We start from the raw sequence: 16,684 nt of genomic DNA, 5'->3' as shown, positions 1-16,684 counted from the left end.
GAGCAACATTTCGCGTTAGCCAAATACCAACTTTATCTAACAAGCACCATTTAATATGCTACATTAAATGTGTTATATTTAATATAATTCAGTTAATTGAATGTGTGAGGGGCCTATGAAGGGCATTATTCTCGCCGGAGGCACGGGTTCACGCCTCTATCCGGTGACGACAGTTGTTTCGAAACAACTGCTTCCGGTCTTCGACAAGCCGATGATCTACTATCCGCTCTCGACCCTCATGCTGGGCGGAATCCAGGACATCCTGATCATCTCTACCCCCCAGGACAAGCCGCTATTCGAGCGCCTTTTGGGTGACGGCTCACAGATCGGGGTGCGTTTTTCCTACCTTACACAGGCGTCTCCGCGAGGGATAGCGGATGCCTTTATCGTCGGTCGCGATTTCGTCGGCAATGATCCGGTTGCGCTGGTGCTTGGCGACAACATCTTCTATGGCAACGGCCTGGCTGAGCTGCTCTTGAATGCGACTGCCCGTAGGAAGGGCGCGACCGTCTTCGGTTATGTCGTCAAGACACCCGAGCAATATGGCGTCATTGAACTCGATGGCAGCGGCCGCGCGCTCTCCATCGAGGAAAAGCCGAAGCAGCCAAAGTCAAACTTGGCCGTCACAGGACTATATTTTTACGACAATGACGTTCTGAAGATTGCTGCCGGGCTCAAGCCATCGGCGCGCGGCGAGCTCGAGATCACCGACGTCAACAAGACTTATATGGAACGCGGCGATCTCTATGTGCAGGCGCTAGGTCGTGGCTTTGCGTGGCTCGACACCGGGACGCATTCCTCTCTCGTAGAGGCCAGCAACTTCGTCCAGGTCCTCGAGCAACGCCAGGGCCTGCGCATTGCATGCCCGGAAGAAATCGCGCTGCGGCAGGGCTACATCTCGCTCGAAGCTTTTGAGGCTTTGGCCGAGAGGACTGCCAAAAGCAGCTATGGCGAATATCTGAAATCTGTAGCCGCTTCCTTCAAACGGTAGATTCGGGACATAGGGGCAAACTGATCATGCGGTTTGGAGGCTGGACAATCTTCGTTACGGGAGGCGCAGGATTCATCGGATCCGCCGTCGTACGGCATCTGCTGCAAGGCACCCACGCAAAGGTCGTTAATATTGATAAGCTGACTTACGCGGCGAACCTTGAATCGCTACCCGGCACGGCCGGAAACATGAATTACTTCTTTGAGAAACAGTGCATTTGCGATGGGCTTGGCCTCCGTCGCCTGTTCGAGAAGTATCAGCCAGATGCAGTGATGAATCTCGCCGCCGAGAGTCATGTTGATCGATCGATCGATGGGCCCGCCGAATTCATTCAGACCAACGTAGTCGGTACCTTCACAATCTTGCAGGAAGCTTTGCGCCACTGGCGCTCGCTCTCGGGCGAAAAGCGCAAACGATTCCGCTTTTTGCACATCTCTACGGATGAGGTGTTCGGCTCACTTGGGGACGAGGGGTTCTTCATGGAGACAACGGCCTACGCGCCGAACTCTCCTTACTCCGCCAGCAAGGCATCCTCCGACCATCTGGTACGCGCGTGGCATCACACGTACGAACTTCCGACGCTGGTCACAAACTGCTCGAACAACTATGGACCCTACCATTTCCCGGAAAAACTAATCCCGCACATGATCATCAGGGGATTGGCGGGCGAGTCCCTGCCCGTATATGGCGACGGAAAGAACATCCGCGATTGGCTCTATGTCGAGGATCACGCCAAGGCGTTAAATCTGGTCCTGGAGCGGGGAAGTATAGGCGAGACCTACAACGTCGGTGGCCGTAACGAGCGCACCAATCTATACGTGGTCGAACGAATCTGCGACCTGCTCGACGAGATCAGCCCGAACCCGAGCGGCTCCCACCGAAATCTTATAAATTTTGTTCCCGACCGCCCTGGGCACGATCGCCGCTATGCAATTGATGCCTCCAAGCTCGAGCGAGAATTAGGATGGCGTGCGGAAGAGGATTTCGAAACTGGAATCTACAAGACAGTGCGCTGGTACGTCGACCACCAACCATGGTGGCGAGCGATTGCGAACCGGGGATACACGGCGAAGCGGATCGGATTGAATAGGTGAGCAGAGTACACCAGCCGGCGACAGCATCCGCTCGCACTAGAACGTAAGATGCCTCGGTCGTCCAACCAACGACGACGCAAGTGGCTCGAGAGGAGAGTAAAGTCGTCCGAGTTGGCAGGGCTCGACGCCAACAAATCCGACTCCCCCTTGGTATGCCACCGGTTTTCGCTCCAGTTCGACTAGACATAGAACCCGCCCTCGAACCACGTCAGATTTGATGCATTAGACATTCTTTCAGCGCGCGTTCGGCATTTCTTGGTTGTTGACCGTTCTTCGTTCCCACGGAGGGGCCGGGCATCCCGCCCGAATTAAGTGGCCCTTTCAACTTTTGGGGAGGTCGCTTTGGTGATCAGAGAGCCTGCATCGGCTCGTTGACCCTCCTGATCGGAGGCCCGAAGGAGATCGATCAGGCCTCGATGGAGGCTCCAATACCGGTGGTCGAAGTAGACGGACCCACGCTGCTGGCTCGCGTTAGCGTCTTGCGTACGTTGAACCGCCGGCATGCGCGAAAGTTGGATAGACGCGAAGAAAAGAGGGATCAATGACAGGAATCCGGCTAACTTTGCTCGTTGTCGCGAGCTCTTTTTTCACCCTCGCCGCTCAGGCCAGATGCGTTTGCCAATGCGTTGAGGGTCGCTTGCTACCGCGATGCACAACCAGCACCGATATTCCGCCCGCCTGCCCCTTGTCGGTCTGTGAAATGACACCGCCATCCATTTCGCCGCCGATGCAGGTGCCACCCGTTGGCCGCTCCCAATGCTCGCAGCGTCAGGTCCTGAATCCCGCAACCAGACAATACGAATCGCGTGTTGTTTGCAACTGAAGCGATTTTGCGAGCGTTCTCGAAAAGAGGTTTGCTTCAGCCCAGAATGAACATTACGGAAGCGATGGCGAACGAAAGCTGCGCAATGATCCGGATCCCCAATCGCCGCTGTTCCCGATTTAACTCTTACCGCCCATATCAAGCTTAACGAGCGAATTCTGTTGCTCTCGATCTTCGTGCGGATAGCGTACACGACGCCGGACAATTGCCCCCGTCCGGCTCAACGTGACGAAGCCGTCGGGCGGCTTACAGTCAGTTTCGCCCGCTCGCTCGGCGACTTCGCTAGCGTATGAGGCCGCTAACGAAACTGCGCGGAGACGGCTCCATGTTCACCGCAATTGACCCTCCTGAAATGCAAAGCTTAAAGCCAGCAAGCGCGGAATTCTGGCATCTTTGGACCGTGATCTTTCCCAGGCGATCCATCACCGGCCGTCTCGTACACGGACGCGTGTGGCGCCGACATGACGGCCGCCATTGGCAATACAAGAAATTCATCGAGTACGATGAGGATGGAGAATGATGCCGAGTCCTCGCAACGATCGACGAGCAGTTTGCAGGGCAGGTATCGGGAGAGGCGCGCTGCTGTTCTTCAAGGGGCAGCCCGGCGCGCGCGGCTGCAAGGTCATTGACATCTCGGACTGTGGCGCAAAACTTCGGACACACAATCTATCGGTACTGCCGAGCACCTTCGAGCTGACCTTCGACAATTTTGAGACTATCCGAAGGTGCCGCCTAGTTTGGCGGAATGGCGAATTGCTCGGCATCGCTTTCGAAAATTAAAGGCTATGCCTCATCGCATCCAATGAGCTGCGCGTCTGAACAAGCGACTAGGGATTGTGAGACTTCGTCGGCCCTACATCGCTCGACGGCTGATTGAGAATCTGCAATCTACGCTCGAGCTCGGCCTTTTTGGCCTTCAACTTCAAGCTGAGGACATCTTGCATCAGCTCGCGGAGCTTAAACAGCTCATCGATCGTCATAGATTCCCATTCGCTGTTCATGACGCGCCCCCACAATCATGAGTCGAAACGACTATCGATTGTAATGAGGAGTTCTATGATTCGATAGAGGGCCAGTGCCCGGTATTCGACAACTGCCCGACTATTCCATTCCATCGAGCTCGGGAACATTCCATAGCGAAACTGCCAGGATGATGAGAGATGGCATCCACGCGAGCGTGGCTCCAAATGCTACGGCTTGCAAAGTGGTCATGGATCGCTCCCAATTCCCCACTCACGAACCTAACTGCTCGTAATTAAATTGTAGTTGACAGCTCAAATCTTGACGTGCCGATGCCGATATCAAGGCATTTATGCGGTGCGAACAGTTGGCCCACTTGGTGCGACTTTCCTCGTGATTGTGCTTTTCCCCGTGACGGTGTGTGTGTGCAATGCAGCGCGAACGGAAAATCACATTGGCGAGATGCGTCGCTCGCAAGTTGCGGGCGCTGCGATCTGCAGATGAGCAAACTCCCGCTGCGATCATATGCTAAACATTGGCAACGTCTATCCACTGGTAGACAACGTCTATCCACTGGTAGACAAAGTAGGGAAGATATTGGCTGGTCACCCGCCAGCGGATGAGCCTCAAAGTTTTTTACGCGACGCCTGACCGTCCATGTGCCCCCATGCAAGCACAACTGATCGGCGGCTTCGGCAGGGTTTGCAGCCGGCAGTCTGAATCCCGTGTTGTTTGTGATCTGTCGCAGCTTCAAACGCGAACTGGATATAATCCAATGACAGTGTGGATCTACGTCGACACTCGCAAGCCGCTGTCGGGGAACAAGTTACATCTCAAGCTGTTCGCAAACGCGGAGGTAGCGAAAGCGTGGTTCGAACGGTACAACCCAGAAGGCGTTGCGTTTGCATTAGGCTTTAGAGTTAACTTTATCGGGCGGCGGCTTATCGTCGATTGACCGCCTTCTTAATTCTGAAATCCTCGATACGCCTCCCCGAGCGCAATTGCGCTACCAGCCAAAGCGGCTGCTTGCCACGTCCGGCCCAAGTCTCGGTCGGCTGATCAGGATTGCGATATTTCGGGGGTACCGCAGGGTAGGCCCTGCGCCCTGACACTGGGGCTTCCAGCAGCTTCAGACGCTCTTCCAACTGCAGTTTTTCCGCCTGGATTCTTTGCTGCAACAATTGAGTGACTTCAACATGCAGCGACCAAAGGTCGTCGGTACTCATCCGTTCGAGATCGATTCGTTTCATGACTAACTCCATCATCATTTCTCATGCACAGGCTTCCGTTATTTCTCCGTTATTTGAATAATAAACCAACGCTTGCTTTCGGATTAAAGTGGGGTAAAAAGCGTAGTGAGCGTTTTGTAAAGTAAAATCGCGGCCAAAATGTTCACAACTGGTTCCGGTTGCGGAACCAACGCTGTAGCCAGAATTTTGTTTAGTTATTGGTGCATTTGTTTTTAGTTGTGTAGGGGTTGAGTTATGCCAAAGCGCAGCCGCGACATAGAATTACTTTGTCAAAGTAATGATCTAAGAGCACAATATGAAGAGCTAATTCGGTTGCGAGCGGCAGTCGCCGGCTTGCTCTTTCCTTTGAAAAGATCGCTGCCTCGCAGGCTTAGGATTAGCCGCAGCAATCGGTCGGCAGCACGAGTAGTACAGCGAAGCAAGCGGCCAGCGTCCTGCGCACCCATCCTGCTACTAATGCCGGGGCGTAATGCCACATAGACCGCATTATGCCATGGTCATTCGTGAAGGCCTCCGCTCCGGCGCCCCGTCGGCTGCTATTGCGTCGCATACGGCCCTGCAGTCCGCCCTGGGGCATTGAAGCCGCTCATTCGGCTTCACGCTGACGCCTAATTCGGCCTCCGCCATTAGCGGGGCGTGCCGTTCATGCCGGCGATCGCGCGACAGTCGTGGTCGTGTTAACATGCTACTCGGGCCGGCCAGTCAGCGTTCGCCTGCCGTCTGGAAAGGACGATCTGAGTAGGGCTGGGTCGTCTCTTTCGCGCCCGTCCGAGCACGAATCCTTGCTAGCGAGATATGGCAAAGCGGCATCCAGTATCGGGCTCCGTAGTTGTGCTGTGAACACCGGCGACTGGTACGGCTTCTGCTGTTTAGGTGCCGCTGGGGATTTAATCGGTTCAGTTTAGGATGAGGATGCCGCCGGACAAGTATTTTGATACCGGCGGCTTTTTTGACAGAGCAGCGGCGGGTTTCTTGTCCGGAGGCGACGAGAAACGTTCTTCGAGGTATTTTCCGCCTTATGTGAACCTGAATGCAGACTGTCACGACCAAGAAAGAATAGCCTGATATTTTCCTGATACTGTCAGTTGTGTGTGGGGTAGGGGTACAACATGAAACAGCCGGCTGAAGTACGGACACATCGTCTTCTGCAAATCTCGACCGATCTTCACAACCGAATGGCTGAGGTTCAGAAACTCAGAGAAATGGTGCGGTCAGCGGAGGCGGCAAAGCGCGGCCAAGAGCCGGTCCATCCAGCAGCCGTCCTGCCTCCCGTCCGCAATGAGCTGCGCGTCTGAATAAGTGACAAGGGATTGCGAGACTTCGGCAGCCCTACATCGCTTTGTACTTTGATCGCCCGCGGCCGTTGTCACTCGAGGCTTCACGGCGCTCGGTGCGCGCCGTCCTTTGACCGCCTGCGGCAGCCCGCTGCGGAAGTCTGAAATAGGTGGTCGAGCATTAACGGGCAAGCTGCCGGTAGATCGATGGAAGCGCCGCCGGCAATCGGCTGATGTTGCCGACGATGGCGTAGCCGCCGCGCCCGAACAAGGTGGGAAAGTAGGACTGGGCGTTTGCGTCGACCGTGACGCCGAACACCGCAACTCCGGAACGTCGGGCCTCCCGCACGGCCTGGCGGGTGTCTTCGACCGCAAAGCGGCCTTCATAATGGTCGACGTCGTTGGGCTTTCCATCGGTCAGCACCAACAGCAGCTTCTTACGCTGGGGTTGACGGGCGAGCTCGGCAGCGGCATGGCGCACCGCCGCGCCGATCCGCGTGTAGTAGCCCGGCTTGAGCGCACCGATACGCCGCTCGACGGCAACTCCCATCGGCTCCTCGAACGACTTGACCGTCTCGACACGCACCCAGGAGCGCCGCCGCGATGTGAAGAGCATCCGCCGCGCCATCGCCAACACGCGCTCGGCTGCCTCGGTGGAACACTCCGCGCCCCGGCCCGTTCTCTTCAATTACAAAGAGGAAGGAACTGTCACATGATGAAAATCGCTATTACGGTGGCGGCTGCCGCAGCGGTGCTGACGACTGCTCCGCTTGTCACTCCGGTTAAGGCCCAAGGCGTCGATGTCCAGGTCGGGCGGGACCGCGACTACGATTACGATAGGGACCATCGTCGACGGTACAACTCCGACACCACAGTAGGTGTCGGCCCAGGCGGTGTCACCATCGGTCCAGGACGACGCTGTCGTACAGTGACCACCACAGTTGAAAGAGACGATGGCCGCATGATCAAGCGCAAGGAGCGCCGCTGCGACTAAAAAGCGGCGGAGCTGACGTCCGGCCTCTGACCATAGCTCAACTCGGAGCGGGCACCGAGCGATGACGCTTGCGTCGCCATCACCTCGTGGCCGGCGATCGGCGAATTCCGTTTAGCAACCAAAGCATTGACATTGTTGCCCCAACGAGCCCCGTAGGGCGCGTTCGAGAACAGGGCCCTCGCTGCGGGGCGATGTCCTCTCCGATCAAGTCTTGGCCTTCTGATCCGAGGCCGCCTCGCGGGCCAGTCGCTCTGCTTTCAATCGCTCCCGGTTTGCATGGAGCGCCTGTTGGGCGCGTTGATACTCGGAAAGTGCTACTTTGGCGTCCGCGTCTCTGAAAACCTTTCGAGCTTCCCGTTCGGCCGCGGTGGGCGTCCTCCGCTCGGATATGCGATCGCTCATTTGCTCCTCCTTCGGTCGCAAACGGTCCTGGCGCCAAGTGGTGCGCGCATCAGGATCGCCAACCCAAGTGGTAGATTTTCCTCCGGCTTGAATTTTAGGGGGGTGTAGGTGCCAGAGGCAGGGATTCGACGCCTGACGAACCCGTTGGTTCCATTCTGTCTTGGCGGCTTCAAGTCGCATGGCCGCTGCCCCCGAACGGCTGAGCGCTCCTTGACAGTCGCAAGGCTGAGCCATCGGTCGATGCCAGCCTAATGCCGCGAAAGAAAGTCGGCGCGAACGGGCGCGGCGGCTGATGGCGGCACATCAAGCCGCACGGCGACGCCCTCAAGCTGCGGGCTCGGGGACGGATAAAGCTTCATCACGAGCGGATCGTGCCCCGGAACGATATGGCTTTCGTCCGGCGCAAGTGCCAGCAGGCGGTCGAAGCCCTCCAGCATTTCGCCGATATGGAGCGCGGTCGTAAACGGACGTTCGGCAGCCATGTTCTCGTAAAAATGGCTGACATCGGAGGCGAGCACGACAAATCCTCGGCGGGTCTTGACCCGAACGAATTGAAGCCCGGCGGAATGGCCGCCGGCTGCGTGTACCGTAAGACCGGGAGCGAGCTCGGCATCGCCATCATAGAACAAGACGCGCCGCGCATAGTTCAGCCGTACAATCCCGCAGATGTCATCGACCTCGAATGAATGCGATAACCTCGGATATTGCATAAAGCGTCCCGTGGCGTACGTCAGTTCGCGCTCCTGCAGATGGAATCGCGCGTTGGGGAAGCGGTCGAAATTACCGACATGGTCGTAGTGCAAATGTGTCAGGATGACATCCTCGACCTCGGTCGCATTGATGCCGAACGCGCCGAGCGTCTCCACCGGGCAGCGCAGGAACGTCCTGTTTCGCTTCTTCGATACCTCCGCGTTGAATCCGGTATCGATGACGAAGGTACGACGTCCGCCCCTCGCCACCCACATGAAATAGTCCATTGGCATTGGCCCATCATGCGGATCGCCACCGATGAAATGCTCACTCCGCTGCGCATCGCGAGTAGCATAGCGGATGGCAAAGAGTTCGTATTCCTGCTCGGCCATGGTCAGGATTTCGTTTCAACTTCGTTGAACGCTTCCCGCGCGTTTCGGAACGCATCGATGCCCGAGGGGATGCCGCAATACACGGCGACCTGAAGCAGAATTTCCTTGATCTCGTCCTTGGTGAGGCCGTTCTTCAGCGCTCCCTTGACGTGCAGCTTCAGTTCATGGGGCCGGTTTAGCGCTCCCAGCATAGCCAGATTGACGATACTGCGGGTGCGGCGGTCGAGTCCGGGCCGCGTCCACAACGCCCCCCAGCAAAACTCGGTCGACCACTCCGCCATTGTCCGGGTGAATTCGTCGGCGCCTGCGATAGATTTGTTGACGTACTCTTCGCCAAGCACTTCCTTGCGGACCTTCAATCCCTTGTCGAACAACTCAGTCATCATCGGTTCCTTCCATTGTCTGAGTACGGTTTTTCAAGCAGCGCGGATCAGCCATGAGTCCTCATCAGGCTCGAGACGTCGGCAAGCGTGTCGAGACGCCAAACGTCGTCGATAATGCGATCGATATCCCAATCGCTTCGACCCAGCCGCGCGCAATCGCGCAACTTCGCTTCGATGTCGCCATCCGACAACGGGTCGGCAAGACTTCCCTTTGCAGCCATCACAACCTCGCTGAACGTCTCTCCGGACGTCAGTTGGATCGTGACGCGCGCGGCGCCATCCGGAAGCGAAGCGTCAAGCACCGCTGCTACCTTTTGACGCGAGGCCGCGATGTCGGGCCGAAATACGATCGCGTCCGAGAACTCGGCGACACCAGCGGCACCCAGCAAGAGCGCGCAGGCGGCGCAATGGTGAATGCTGACGCGTGCGTCTCGTTCGTTGCGAACCGGACGGTCGCCGCGCGCCAGCAGGAGCGCAGAGCCCTGCACCGTGATGAAGCCGATATCATCGACACGCCGGTGCAATTCTGCCCGCAACTTGAAGCAGGCATCGATCACGGCATGGAATACGATTCCCGCCGGATAGGGCTTGTAGGTGTTCTTCGCGATCTCCCAAGTCTTGCCGAGACCGGCCGTCAGACGCCCAACATCGGGTTCGTCTCCCATGGCGCGAGCCCAGCCGAGCCGCCCTTCAATGGCCCGCGGCGAAGCGGAATAGCCCTCAGCCGCGAGCAACGCCGCGAACAGGCCATTGCGCGCCGCATTGCCGACACTGACATTCTTGGCCGCGGTCGGAAGATTTTCGACAATCCCCGCGGACTGACTGGCCGCAATTCCGATCGCATCTGCGATCTGGCCCGCCGAGAGCCCGAGCAGCCAGGCACAGGCTGCGGCGGCGCCAAACACCCCGCAGGTCGATGTGATATGCCAGCCACGCGCATAATGTCCCGGGGATACCGCGTTGCCGACGCGGCATTCGACTTCCACGCCGAGAATGAATGCGGTGAGAACGGCTTGCCCCGAAAACCCTCGCGCTTGCGCCAACGCCAGCACGGGCGCTGCGACCGGCGCCGCTGGATGAATGATTGTATCGAGATGGGTATCGTCGAAATCGAGCAGATTGGCCGAAATGGCGTTGACGAACGCCGCGCCCATCGCATCGAGTCGTTCCGGACGACCGATCACCGCGGATGTCGCGGCACCGCTGAATGGCAATAGCGTCCGCACCGCGCCGATAACGGCAGGATCATTCGCCGACCCTAGCGCGGTCGCGAAGAAATTCAGGATCGAGCGCTTCGCCTCGTGACTTGGCGCCGCGACATCCGTCCACGCGATGCTGGCAACGAAATCGGCGAGCGTTGTGCTGGCGCCTTGCGCTTCATCTTGCCGCACGGAGCGAATTCCTCGGACTCGTTTTTCCGACCCTATTCCGGCGCACCGTGGCGTGTCGATAGGAATCTTATGCTTGACAGATTGACTGACAATCCGGACATTCGGCGAAACGCGGCCGGTGAGCCCTGCCGCAACAAGAACAATCAACACCCGCCCTAAGGCGGTGCGACAGGGAGCGAGACGATGGCGGGAGAGACGATCGGCTTCGTGGGAACGGGCCGCATGGGCGGGCCGATGGCCGGGCGACTGATGGATGCCGGCTACGCCCTGTGCGTCTACGACACGCAGAGCGAGGCCACCAAGCCGCTCGTCGAGCGCGGGGCGCGCCTTGCAAAATCGCCTGCCGAGGTTGCCTCATCGGCAGATATCGTGCTGGCGAGCCTGCCGACCCCCGACATCGTCAAGGCCGTCGCGCTGGGGCCTGACGGAATCATCGCGGGAAACCGCGCCCGCATCGTGATCGACCTGTCCACCAGTGGCCCCGGTGCGGCCAAGCTGATCGCAGAAGGATTCAAACCCAGAAACCTGACGCTGGTGGATGCTCCGGTCAGCGGCGGCATCAAGGGCGCGGTGAACGGCACCCTTGCGGTCATGGTGTCATGTCCCAAGGACACCTACGAGACGGTGCAGCCGATCTTAAAACACTTCGGAAAGCTGTTTTATACCGGCGACAAGCCGGGCACGGCGCAGACCGCAAAGCTCGCCAATAATCTGATGGCGGCGGCGGCCCTGGTGATCACGTCGGAAGCGGTTGCGATGGGCGTCAAGGGCGGTGTCGACGCCAAGGTGCTGATCGACATCATCAACGCCAGCAGCGGCCGTAACAGCGCATCCGAAGACAAGTTCCCGCGCGCCGTGCTTCCCGGCACGTTCGATTTCGGTTTTACCACCGGCCTATCTTACAAGGACGTGCGGCTTTGCATCGATGAGGCCGAGGCCATGGGCGTGCCGATGGTGTGCGGATCCGTGGTTCGGCAGATGCTTGCCATCACCAACGCCAAATATGGCGCGTCGTCCGATTTCACGTCGATCGCGAAGGTCCTTGAAGAGTGGGCCGGTGTGGAGATGCGCGGCTAGGATCCGGCAAAGCCGAGCGAGGAACGATTGCAATGACGATCGGGTCGGGCGGATCGAACGAGACACCTCTGGCGCGGCAACTGGCCCGCGCTTCGCTCGCCGTCGATTTCATCCGATTCGAGGAAAGCGTCGTCGCCAAGGCCAAGATTTGCCTTCTGGACTTTCTTTCCTGCGCATTCGAGGCGCGTCATCATCCGTGGGGCCGTCAGGCGATCGGCATCGCACGCCACACCGAGAACGGTGCAACCATCATCGGGACAAGCAAACTTGCGACGCCGGGCGACGCCGCCTTTGCCAACGCGACGCTCGGCCATGGCTTGGTGCGCGAAGACATGCACGCTGCCAGCATATGCCACCATGGCGTGGTGATCTGGCCGACGTTGCTCGCCCTGTCGGAACGAACGCTGGTGTCTGGCGTCGCCCTGCTCGCCGCTGCGATCGTCGGCTATGAGGCCGGCGCGCAGATCGGGCGCGCCCTCTTCAACGCCGATCTGGCACGCCTCTATCGGCCGACCGGCCTGGTCGCACCGCTGGGAGCAGCCCTCGCGGGAAGCCGCGCGCTGGGTCTCACCGAAGATGCTGCGACGAGCGCGGTCTCGATTGCCGCCAATACATCGTCCGGCCTGAACGAGTGGCCGCATGCCGGCGGCTCGGAGATGTATTTCCATCCGGGCTTTGCCGCCCGCAACGCCATCACGGCGATTGAACTGGCGGAAGCCGGCGCCTGTGCCTCGGAAACCATCCTCGAAGGCGAAGCTGGACTGTTTGCGGCCTACCGACGCCAAGCCGCGCCTGCCGGCATTCGGTTGTTTGCAGGCTCGGAGCCGGAAATCATGGCGGTCTACAACAAACCGGTGCCTGCCTGCAATTTTGCGCAAACCGCCGCGCAGGCAGCGTTGCGAGCGGCTCGTGAGCTTAAGAATCCGGAAGAGATCGAGGCGGTTTCGATCCTCGTTCCCGAAGCCGCGTCGCGCTATCCCGGCTGCGATTCCCGGGGGCCTTACCGGAATGCGCTGCAAGCCAAGATGAGCATTCCCTTCAGCGTCGCCGCGGTACTTGCCCGCGGCGCCATCGAAGAGAACAATTACGCAGAGATCACTGATCCCAGAATCCTGCGTCTGGTCGAGCGCACCGATCTGCAACGCGATTCCAGTTTCACGGCCGCCTTCCCGGCGCAGCAGGGCGCTGAAGTCTCCATCGGCCTGCGTAATGGAAAGACGATCCGGCAACGCCTCGACAATGTCATAGCGGCCACATCGCGCGAAATCCGCACCCGCTTTCGGCAGGCCGCCGCTGACGCCATCGGTGGCAATCGCGCACGCGGTCTGGAGGAGCTTGTCGACAGCTGCGAACGGCTCCCAGACAGCGGCGTCATCGCCAAGCAGTGCCGGCTTGAACCAGCGGAGCGGCTGCTCCGGCCAGCATCATGACGATTGAGAACAAGAAAATGGGGATGCAATGAACAAACCAGAGCCGACGATGCCGGCAGCAAGGCCAGGGCAAACCTACTCCCCTGTGATGAGAGGTGAGCGGTGACCGCAGCGCTGGAAGGCTTTCTGCAGGCCTTGACCGCCGGACTTCTGATCGGTGCGGTCTATGGCCTGATGTGTGTCGGGCTCGGCCTGATTTTCGGCGTCATGCGGGTCATCAACTTCGCCCAGGGCGATTTCATGATGCTCGGCATGTATGCGGCGTTTTATTTCTTCACCGCGCTCGGCGTGCAGGCCACGTTCGGCAACGCCTTTGGGCCGTTCGTGGCGATTCTCCTTGCCGGTCCAGTGCTCGCGGTGTTCGGTTACGCGATTCATCTCGTCCTGATTTCGCGCGTATCGGGCACGCGCACCACCTCCCTCGAGGGTGAAGGTCACTACGCCCAGCTCATTCTGACGCTTGGGATCGCGCTGATCCTGCAGAACGGCGGCCTGATCGTGTTCGGTTCGGTGCTGGCATCGATCCGCACGCCGCTATCGAGCTCGGCCTGGGAGCTCGGGCCGCTGTTCAATGACATCAGTGTCTTCGTCAACAAGGCGCGCGGCATCGATGCCGTGGTCTCGCTGGTAACGATGATGCTGCTGACCCTATTGATCACGCGATCTCGGCTCGGAAAGTCGCTGCGGGCCGCAGCCGACAATCCGACGGCGGCAACCTATATGGGGATCGACGTCGATCGCGCGCACCGCGTTGCCTTCGCGCTCGGCACCGGCATTACCGCGATTGCCGGTGGCCTACTCGCCACCAATTATCCCTTTCATCCCTTTGTCGGCGTCGAATACGTCATCGTCATGTATGCCGGCGTCGTGCTCGGCGGCATGGGCAGCATCATCGGCGCCTTCTGGGGCGGCATGACCATCGGCTTGGTGCAGCAGATGTCGACGCTGGTGCTGCCGACGCAACTGCAGAACGCCGCGATCTTCGTCGTCTTCCTCCTGATCATCTTCTTCCGTCCGCAAGGCTTCTTCGGACGCATGGTCGAGAGGACGTGATGATGCAAAACCTGCGATCGCTCCTCCCCATTCTGGCCTTCACCGCGCTCTATGGCGTGCTGTCGTTGAGCGTCACCAATTCGTACTACCAACTGGTGATGACACTCGTGCCGGTGTGGGCGGTGTTCGGCCTGTCGTGGAATCTGCTCAGCGGCTACACCGGCCTGATCTCGTTCGGCCACGCCGCGTTCTTCGGAATTGGCGCCTACACCACTGCGCTCGGTCAGATCTATTTCGATCTTTCGCCGTGGGTGCTGATCCCGATTGCAGCCATGCTCGGCGGCATCGCCGGGTTCCTGATCGGATTTCCGACATTCCGGCTGTCGGGACACTACTTCGCGCTGGCGATGCTCGCCTATCCGCTCGCCATTCTCTACGTGTTCGAATGGCTCGGCTTCCAGGAAGTCACGTTGCCGATCAAGCGCGACAATCCGATCGCCTACATGCAATTTGCCGATCCCCGTCTCTACACGTTGCTGGCGCTCGCCATGATGCTCGGGACGATCCTGCTCACGCGGCTCATCGAGAAATCGCGGTTCGGCATGGCGCTGCTGGCGATCAAGCAGAACGAAGCCGCGGCCGAAGCAGCCGGCATCAACACGCTGGCCTGGAAGCTGCGCGCCATCGCCCTGAGCGGAGCGATTGCCGGGGCGATCGGCGGGTTCTATGCCGTCGTGCTGCTGGTGGTGACCCCGCAATCGGTGTTCGGCATGCTGGTATCAGCGCAGGCGCTGACGGTCGCCATGTTCGGTGGGGTCGGAACGGTCTGGGGACCGGTGATCGGCTCCGTGATCCTGATTCCGCTTGCCGAAACGCTCAACGCCGAGGCGGGCTCGCGCTTTCCCGGCATTCAAGGCGTGATCTTCGGCCTTGCGATCATATCCGTCATCCTGGTCGCGCCAGAAGGATTGTTCTGGAAACTACGCGATTTCCTGCGGAAGCGAGTGATCTCAGCTGCTGTAGCGACCCCGAGCGCGCCAGTTCAGCCTGCTGCCGCCATGGCCAATCCGTCCCGTCCGGAACGATCCAGGGGCGCGGGCGAAGTGGTGCTCGAAGTCCGCAACCTGTCGCGCTCCTTTGGCGGGCTGAAAGCCGTCCAGAACGTCAGCTTCAAACTGCGGCGCAACGAGATCCTTGGAATCATCGGTCCGAACGGCGCCGGAAAGACCACACTGTTCAACCTGCTGAACGGATTCCTGCGACCCGGCACCGGCGAGATTCTCCTCGACGGGCGCGACATGTCAGGCCGCAAGCCGCACGAGCTCTGCGAGGTCGGTATCGGCCGGACCTTCCAGATCATGCGTCCGTTCTTGCGTATGTCGATCTCGGACAATGTCGTGGTGGGCGCCTATGTCCGCGCCAGGACGGACGCCGAAGCGAGGCGGCTGGCGACCGAGGCGATCGCGCGTGTCGGTCTGTCCGACATTGCCGACCGCATTGCCGGCGAGCTCACGACCAAGGAGCTGCGGTTGATGGAATTGGCCCGCGCGCTCGCCGGACAGCCTCAAATCCTGTTGCTCGACGAAACACTGGCGGGCCTCGGGCATGACGAAGCCAACGAGGTCGTGGCGGTGATCCAGCGTCTCGCCCGCGACGGCATGACGATCGCGATCATCGAGCACACGATGCAGGCCATGGTCCGCCTGGTCGACAGTTTCCTCGTTCTCGACCATGGCGCCGTCATTGTGGAGGGCGAGCCGGAAGCCGTCACGCGCGACAGCCGCGTCATCGAGGCCTATCTCGGCAAGAAATGGGTGGCCCATGCTCCACATTGAAGGGCTGACGGCCGGCTACTCGGCAATTCCAGTTCTGAATGGCGTCTCGATCAAGGTTGAACAGGGTCAGTTCGTCGCCATTGTCGGCCCGAACGGCGCCGGCAAGACCACGCTGTTCAAGACGATCTCCGGAATCGTACGGCCAAGCGCCGGTACGATCACGTTCGAGGGGACCGACCTGTTGTCGGTTCATCCCGCGCGACGGCCCCATCTCGGCATCGCCCATGTTCCCGAAGGCCGCCAGGTTTTTCCCTCGCTCACCGTGATGGAGAATCTCGAGATGGGCGCGATGACCGAAGCCGGCCACCGCGACTGGAAGCGCAACATCGAGCGCATCTTCGAATGGCTGCCCGTGCTCGCCGAGCGCCGCGACCAGTTCGCGGGAACGTTGTCAGGCGGACAGCAGCAGATGCTGGCGGTCGGCCGGGGATTGGCGTCTTCGCCAAAGCTTCTGATGCTGGATGAACCTTCGATGGGGCTCGCGCCCACGGTGGCCGATTTCATTTTCGAACGGCTGATCGAGATTCGCCGGCAGTCGAAGCTGACAATCCTGCTGGTCGAACAGCGCGTGGCGGAAGCACTGGAATCTGCCGATCACGGCTACGTCCTCGAAGCCGGCCGCGTCGCGCTCGAAGGCAACAACGAAACCTTGAGAGCGGATGACCGCGTACGCAAGGCCTATCTCGGCATGTGACAAGAAACGAT

Annotated in this window: 16 protein-coding genes and 1 pseudogene; 10 read left to right on the top strand and 7 right to left on the bottom strand. The window is 59.5% G+C overall.

The window, feature by feature from the left end; all coding sequences use genetic code 11:
* The first annotated feature begins 115 nt into the window (after positions 1 to 115).
* From rfbA to V1290_RS29415, 3 genes are all read left to right on the top strand, one after another.
* A complete protein-coding gene (gene rfbA / locus V1290_RS29425; protein WP_334367610.1) occupies positions 116 to 991 on the top strand; it encodes a glucose-1-phosphate thymidylyltransferase RfbA in 876 nt (291 codons plus the stop codon).
* Positions 992 to 1,017: 26 nt separating this feature from the next.
* Positions 1,018 to 2,085 carry a dTDP-glucose 4,6-dehydratase gene (rfbB, locus tag V1290_RS29420; protein WP_334367609.1) on the top strand — a complete coding sequence of 356 codons (1,068 nt, stop codon included), beginning with the start codon at positions 1,018 to 1,020 and terminating at the stop codon, positions 2,083 to 2,085.
* Between the two features lie 1,148 nt (positions 2,086 to 3,233).
* Complete coding sequence (locus V1290_RS29415) at positions 3,234 to 3,428, top strand: hypothetical protein (protein ID WP_334369295.1); 195 nt, start codon at positions 3,234 to 3,236, stop codon at positions 3,426 to 3,428.
* A 307-nt stretch (positions 3,429 to 3,735) separates the two neighbouring features.
* On the opposite strand, the gene V1290_RS29410 is transcribed toward V1290_RS29415, so the two are convergent.
* Positions 3,736 to 3,909, bottom strand: coding sequence for a hypothetical protein (locus tag V1290_RS29410; protein WP_334367608.1), 174 nt, complete (start codon positions 3,907 to 3,909; stop codon positions 3,736 to 3,738).
* Between the two features lie 734 nt (positions 3,910 to 4,643).
* On the opposite strand from V1290_RS29410, the gene V1290_RS29405 reads away from it, so the two are divergent.
* The gene (locus V1290_RS29405) at positions 4,644 to 4,823 is read left to right on the top strand and encodes a hypothetical protein (RefSeq protein WP_334367607.1); all 180 of its coding nucleotides are present in this window, start codon (positions 4,644 to 4,646) and stop codon (positions 4,821 to 4,823) included.
* On the opposite strand, the gene V1290_RS29400 is transcribed toward V1290_RS29405, so the two are convergent.
* Both V1290_RS29400 and V1290_RS29395 read right to left on the bottom strand, forming a co-directional pair.
* Entirely contained in the window at positions 4,810 to 5,118 is a 309-nt protein-coding gene (locus tag V1290_RS29400) for an H-NS histone family protein (RefSeq protein WP_334367606.1), read from the bottom strand. The two genes, V1290_RS29405 and V1290_RS29400, sit on opposite strands and share 14 nt — an antisense overlap.
* A gap of 1,455 nt (positions 5,119 to 6,573) precedes the next feature.
* Positions 6,574 to 7,008, bottom strand: a pseudogene (locus tag V1290_RS29395) (nitric oxide reductase activation protein NorD); the annotation flags it as partial.
* Positions 7,009 to 7,107: 99 nt separating this feature from the next.
* Between V1290_RS29395 and V1290_RS29390 the strand changes: the two are divergent.
* The gene (locus V1290_RS29390; RefSeq protein WP_334367605.1) at positions 7,108 to 7,386 is read left to right on the top strand and encodes a hypothetical protein; all 279 of its coding nucleotides are present in this window, start codon (positions 7,108 to 7,110) and stop codon (positions 7,384 to 7,386) included.
* Between the two features lie 204 nt (positions 7,387 to 7,590).
* Here V1290_RS29390 and V1290_RS29385 read toward each other — a convergent pair whose 3' ends face one another.
* The 4 genes from V1290_RS29385 to V1290_RS29370 form a co-directional block, all read right to left on the bottom strand.
* Positions 7,591 to 7,788 (bottom strand): hypothetical protein, encoded by a 198-nt coding sequence (locus tag V1290_RS29385; RefSeq protein WP_065749664.1) that lies wholly within the window; start codon positions 7,786 to 7,788, stop codon positions 7,591 to 7,593.
* 248 nt (positions 7,789 to 8,036) lie between these two features.
* Positions 8,037 to 8,870, bottom strand: a complete 834-nt coding sequence (locus V1290_RS29380; protein ID WP_334367604.1) for an N-acyl homoserine lactonase family protein — start codon at positions 8,868 to 8,870, stop codon at positions 8,037 to 8,039.
* 2 nt (positions 8,871 to 8,872) lie between these two features.
* Positions 8,873 to 9,256 (bottom strand): carboxymuconolactone decarboxylase family protein, encoded by a 384-nt coding sequence (locus tag V1290_RS29375; protein WP_171582870.1) that lies wholly within the window; start codon positions 9,254 to 9,256, stop codon positions 8,873 to 8,875.
* Positions 9,257 to 9,300: 44 nt separating this feature from the next.
* Positions 9,301 to 10,644 (bottom strand): MmgE/PrpD family protein, encoded by a 1,344-nt coding sequence (locus V1290_RS29370; RefSeq protein ID WP_334367603.1) that lies wholly within the window; start codon positions 10,642 to 10,644, stop codon positions 9,301 to 9,303.
* Positions 10,645 to 10,827: 183 nt separating this feature from the next.
* Between V1290_RS29370 and V1290_RS29365 the strand changes: the two genes are divergently transcribed.
* The 5 genes from V1290_RS29365 (at position 10,828) to V1290_RS29345 (ending at position 16,673) form a co-directional block, all read left to right on the top strand.
* The gene (locus V1290_RS29365) at positions 10,828 to 11,721 is read left to right on the top strand and encodes an NAD(P)-dependent oxidoreductase (protein WP_334367602.1); all 894 of its coding nucleotides are present in this window, start codon (positions 10,828 to 10,830) and stop codon (positions 11,719 to 11,721) included.
* Positions 11,722 to 11,753: 32 nt separating this feature from the next.
* Positions 11,754 to 13,151, top strand: a complete 1,398-nt coding sequence (locus tag V1290_RS29360) for an MmgE/PrpD family protein (protein WP_334367601.1) — start codon at positions 11,754 to 11,756, stop codon at positions 13,149 to 13,151.
* Between the two features lie 102 nt (positions 13,152 to 13,253).
* Complete coding sequence (locus tag V1290_RS29355; RefSeq protein WP_334367600.1) at positions 13,254 to 14,204, top strand: branched-chain amino acid ABC transporter permease; 951 nt, start codon at positions 13,254 to 13,256, stop codon at positions 14,202 to 14,204.
* A 2-nt stretch (positions 14,205 to 14,206) separates the two neighbouring features.
* Positions 14,207 to 15,979 carry a branched-chain amino acid ABC transporter ATP-binding protein/permease gene (locus V1290_RS29350; RefSeq protein ID WP_442895082.1) on the top strand — a complete coding sequence of 591 codons (1,773 nt, stop codon included), beginning with the start codon at positions 14,207 to 14,209 and terminating at the stop codon, positions 15,977 to 15,979.
* Complete coding sequence (locus V1290_RS29345) at positions 15,966 to 16,673, top strand: ABC transporter ATP-binding protein (protein WP_334367598.1); 708 nt, start codon at positions 15,966 to 15,968, stop codon at positions 16,671 to 16,673. Before V1290_RS29350 ends, V1290_RS29345 begins: the two co-directional genes overlap by 14 nt.
* The last annotated feature ends 11 nt before the right edge of the window (positions 16,674 to 16,684 follow it).

This window comes from Bradyrhizobium sp. AZCC 1578 (assembly GCF_036924675.1).
Classification (GTDB): domain Bacteria; phylum Pseudomonadota; class Alphaproteobacteria; order Rhizobiales; family Xanthobacteraceae; genus Bradyrhizobium.
Note: the sequence above shows the minus strand (reverse complement) of the source record. Positions and strands in the feature narration are given on the sequence as shown.

Excerpts from the sequence above, each read along its gene's own strand:
- rfbA (WP_334367610.1), top strand. The coding sequence starts at position 116 with ATGAAGGGCATTATTCTCGCCGGAGGCACGGGTTCACGCCTCTATCCG.
- rfbB (WP_334367609.1), top strand. The coding sequence starts at position 1,018 with ATGCGGTTTGGAGGCTGGACAATCTTCGTTACGGGAGGCGCAGGATTC.
- V1290_RS29415 (WP_334369295.1), top strand. The coding sequence starts at position 3,234 with ATGTTCACCGCAATTGACCCTCCTGAAATGCAAAGCTTAAAGCCAGCA.
- V1290_RS29410 (WP_334367608.1), bottom strand. The coding sequence starts at position 3,909 with ATGAACAGCGAATGGGAATCTATGACGATCGATGAGCTGTTTAAGCTC.
- V1290_RS29405 (WP_334367607.1), top strand. The coding sequence starts at position 4,644 with ATGACAGTGTGGATCTACGTCGACACTCGCAAGCCGCTGTCGGGGAAC.
- V1290_RS29400 (WP_334367606.1), bottom strand. The coding sequence starts at position 5,118 with ATGAAACGAATCGATCTCGAACGGATGAGTACCGACGACCTTTGGTCG.
- V1290_RS29390 (WP_334367605.1), top strand. The coding sequence starts at position 7,108 with ATGAAAATCGCTATTACGGTGGCGGCTGCCGCAGCGGTGCTGACGACT.
- V1290_RS29385 (WP_065749664.1), bottom strand. The coding sequence starts at position 7,788 with ATGAGCGATCGCATATCCGAGCGGAGGACGCCCACCGCGGCCGAACGG.
- V1290_RS29380 (WP_334367604.1), bottom strand. The coding sequence starts at position 8,870 with ATGGCCGAGCAGGAATACGAACTCTTTGCCATCCGCTATGCTACTCGC.
- V1290_RS29375 (WP_171582870.1), bottom strand. The coding sequence starts at position 9,256 with ATGATGACTGAGTTGTTCGACAAGGGATTGAAGGTCCGCAAGGAAGTG.
- V1290_RS29365 (WP_334367602.1), top strand. The coding sequence starts at position 10,828 with ATGGCGGGAGAGACGATCGGCTTCGTGGGAACGGGCCGCATGGGCGGG.
- V1290_RS29360 (WP_334367601.1), top strand. The coding sequence starts at position 11,754 with ATGACGATCGGGTCGGGCGGATCGAACGAGACACCTCTGGCGCGGCAA.
- V1290_RS29350 (WP_442895082.1), top strand. The coding sequence starts at position 14,207 with ATGCAAAACCTGCGATCGCTCCTCCCCATTCTGGCCTTCACCGCGCTC.
- V1290_RS29345 (WP_334367598.1), top strand. The coding sequence starts at position 15,966 with ATGCTCCACATTGAAGGGCTGACGGCCGGCTACTCGGCAATTCCAGTT.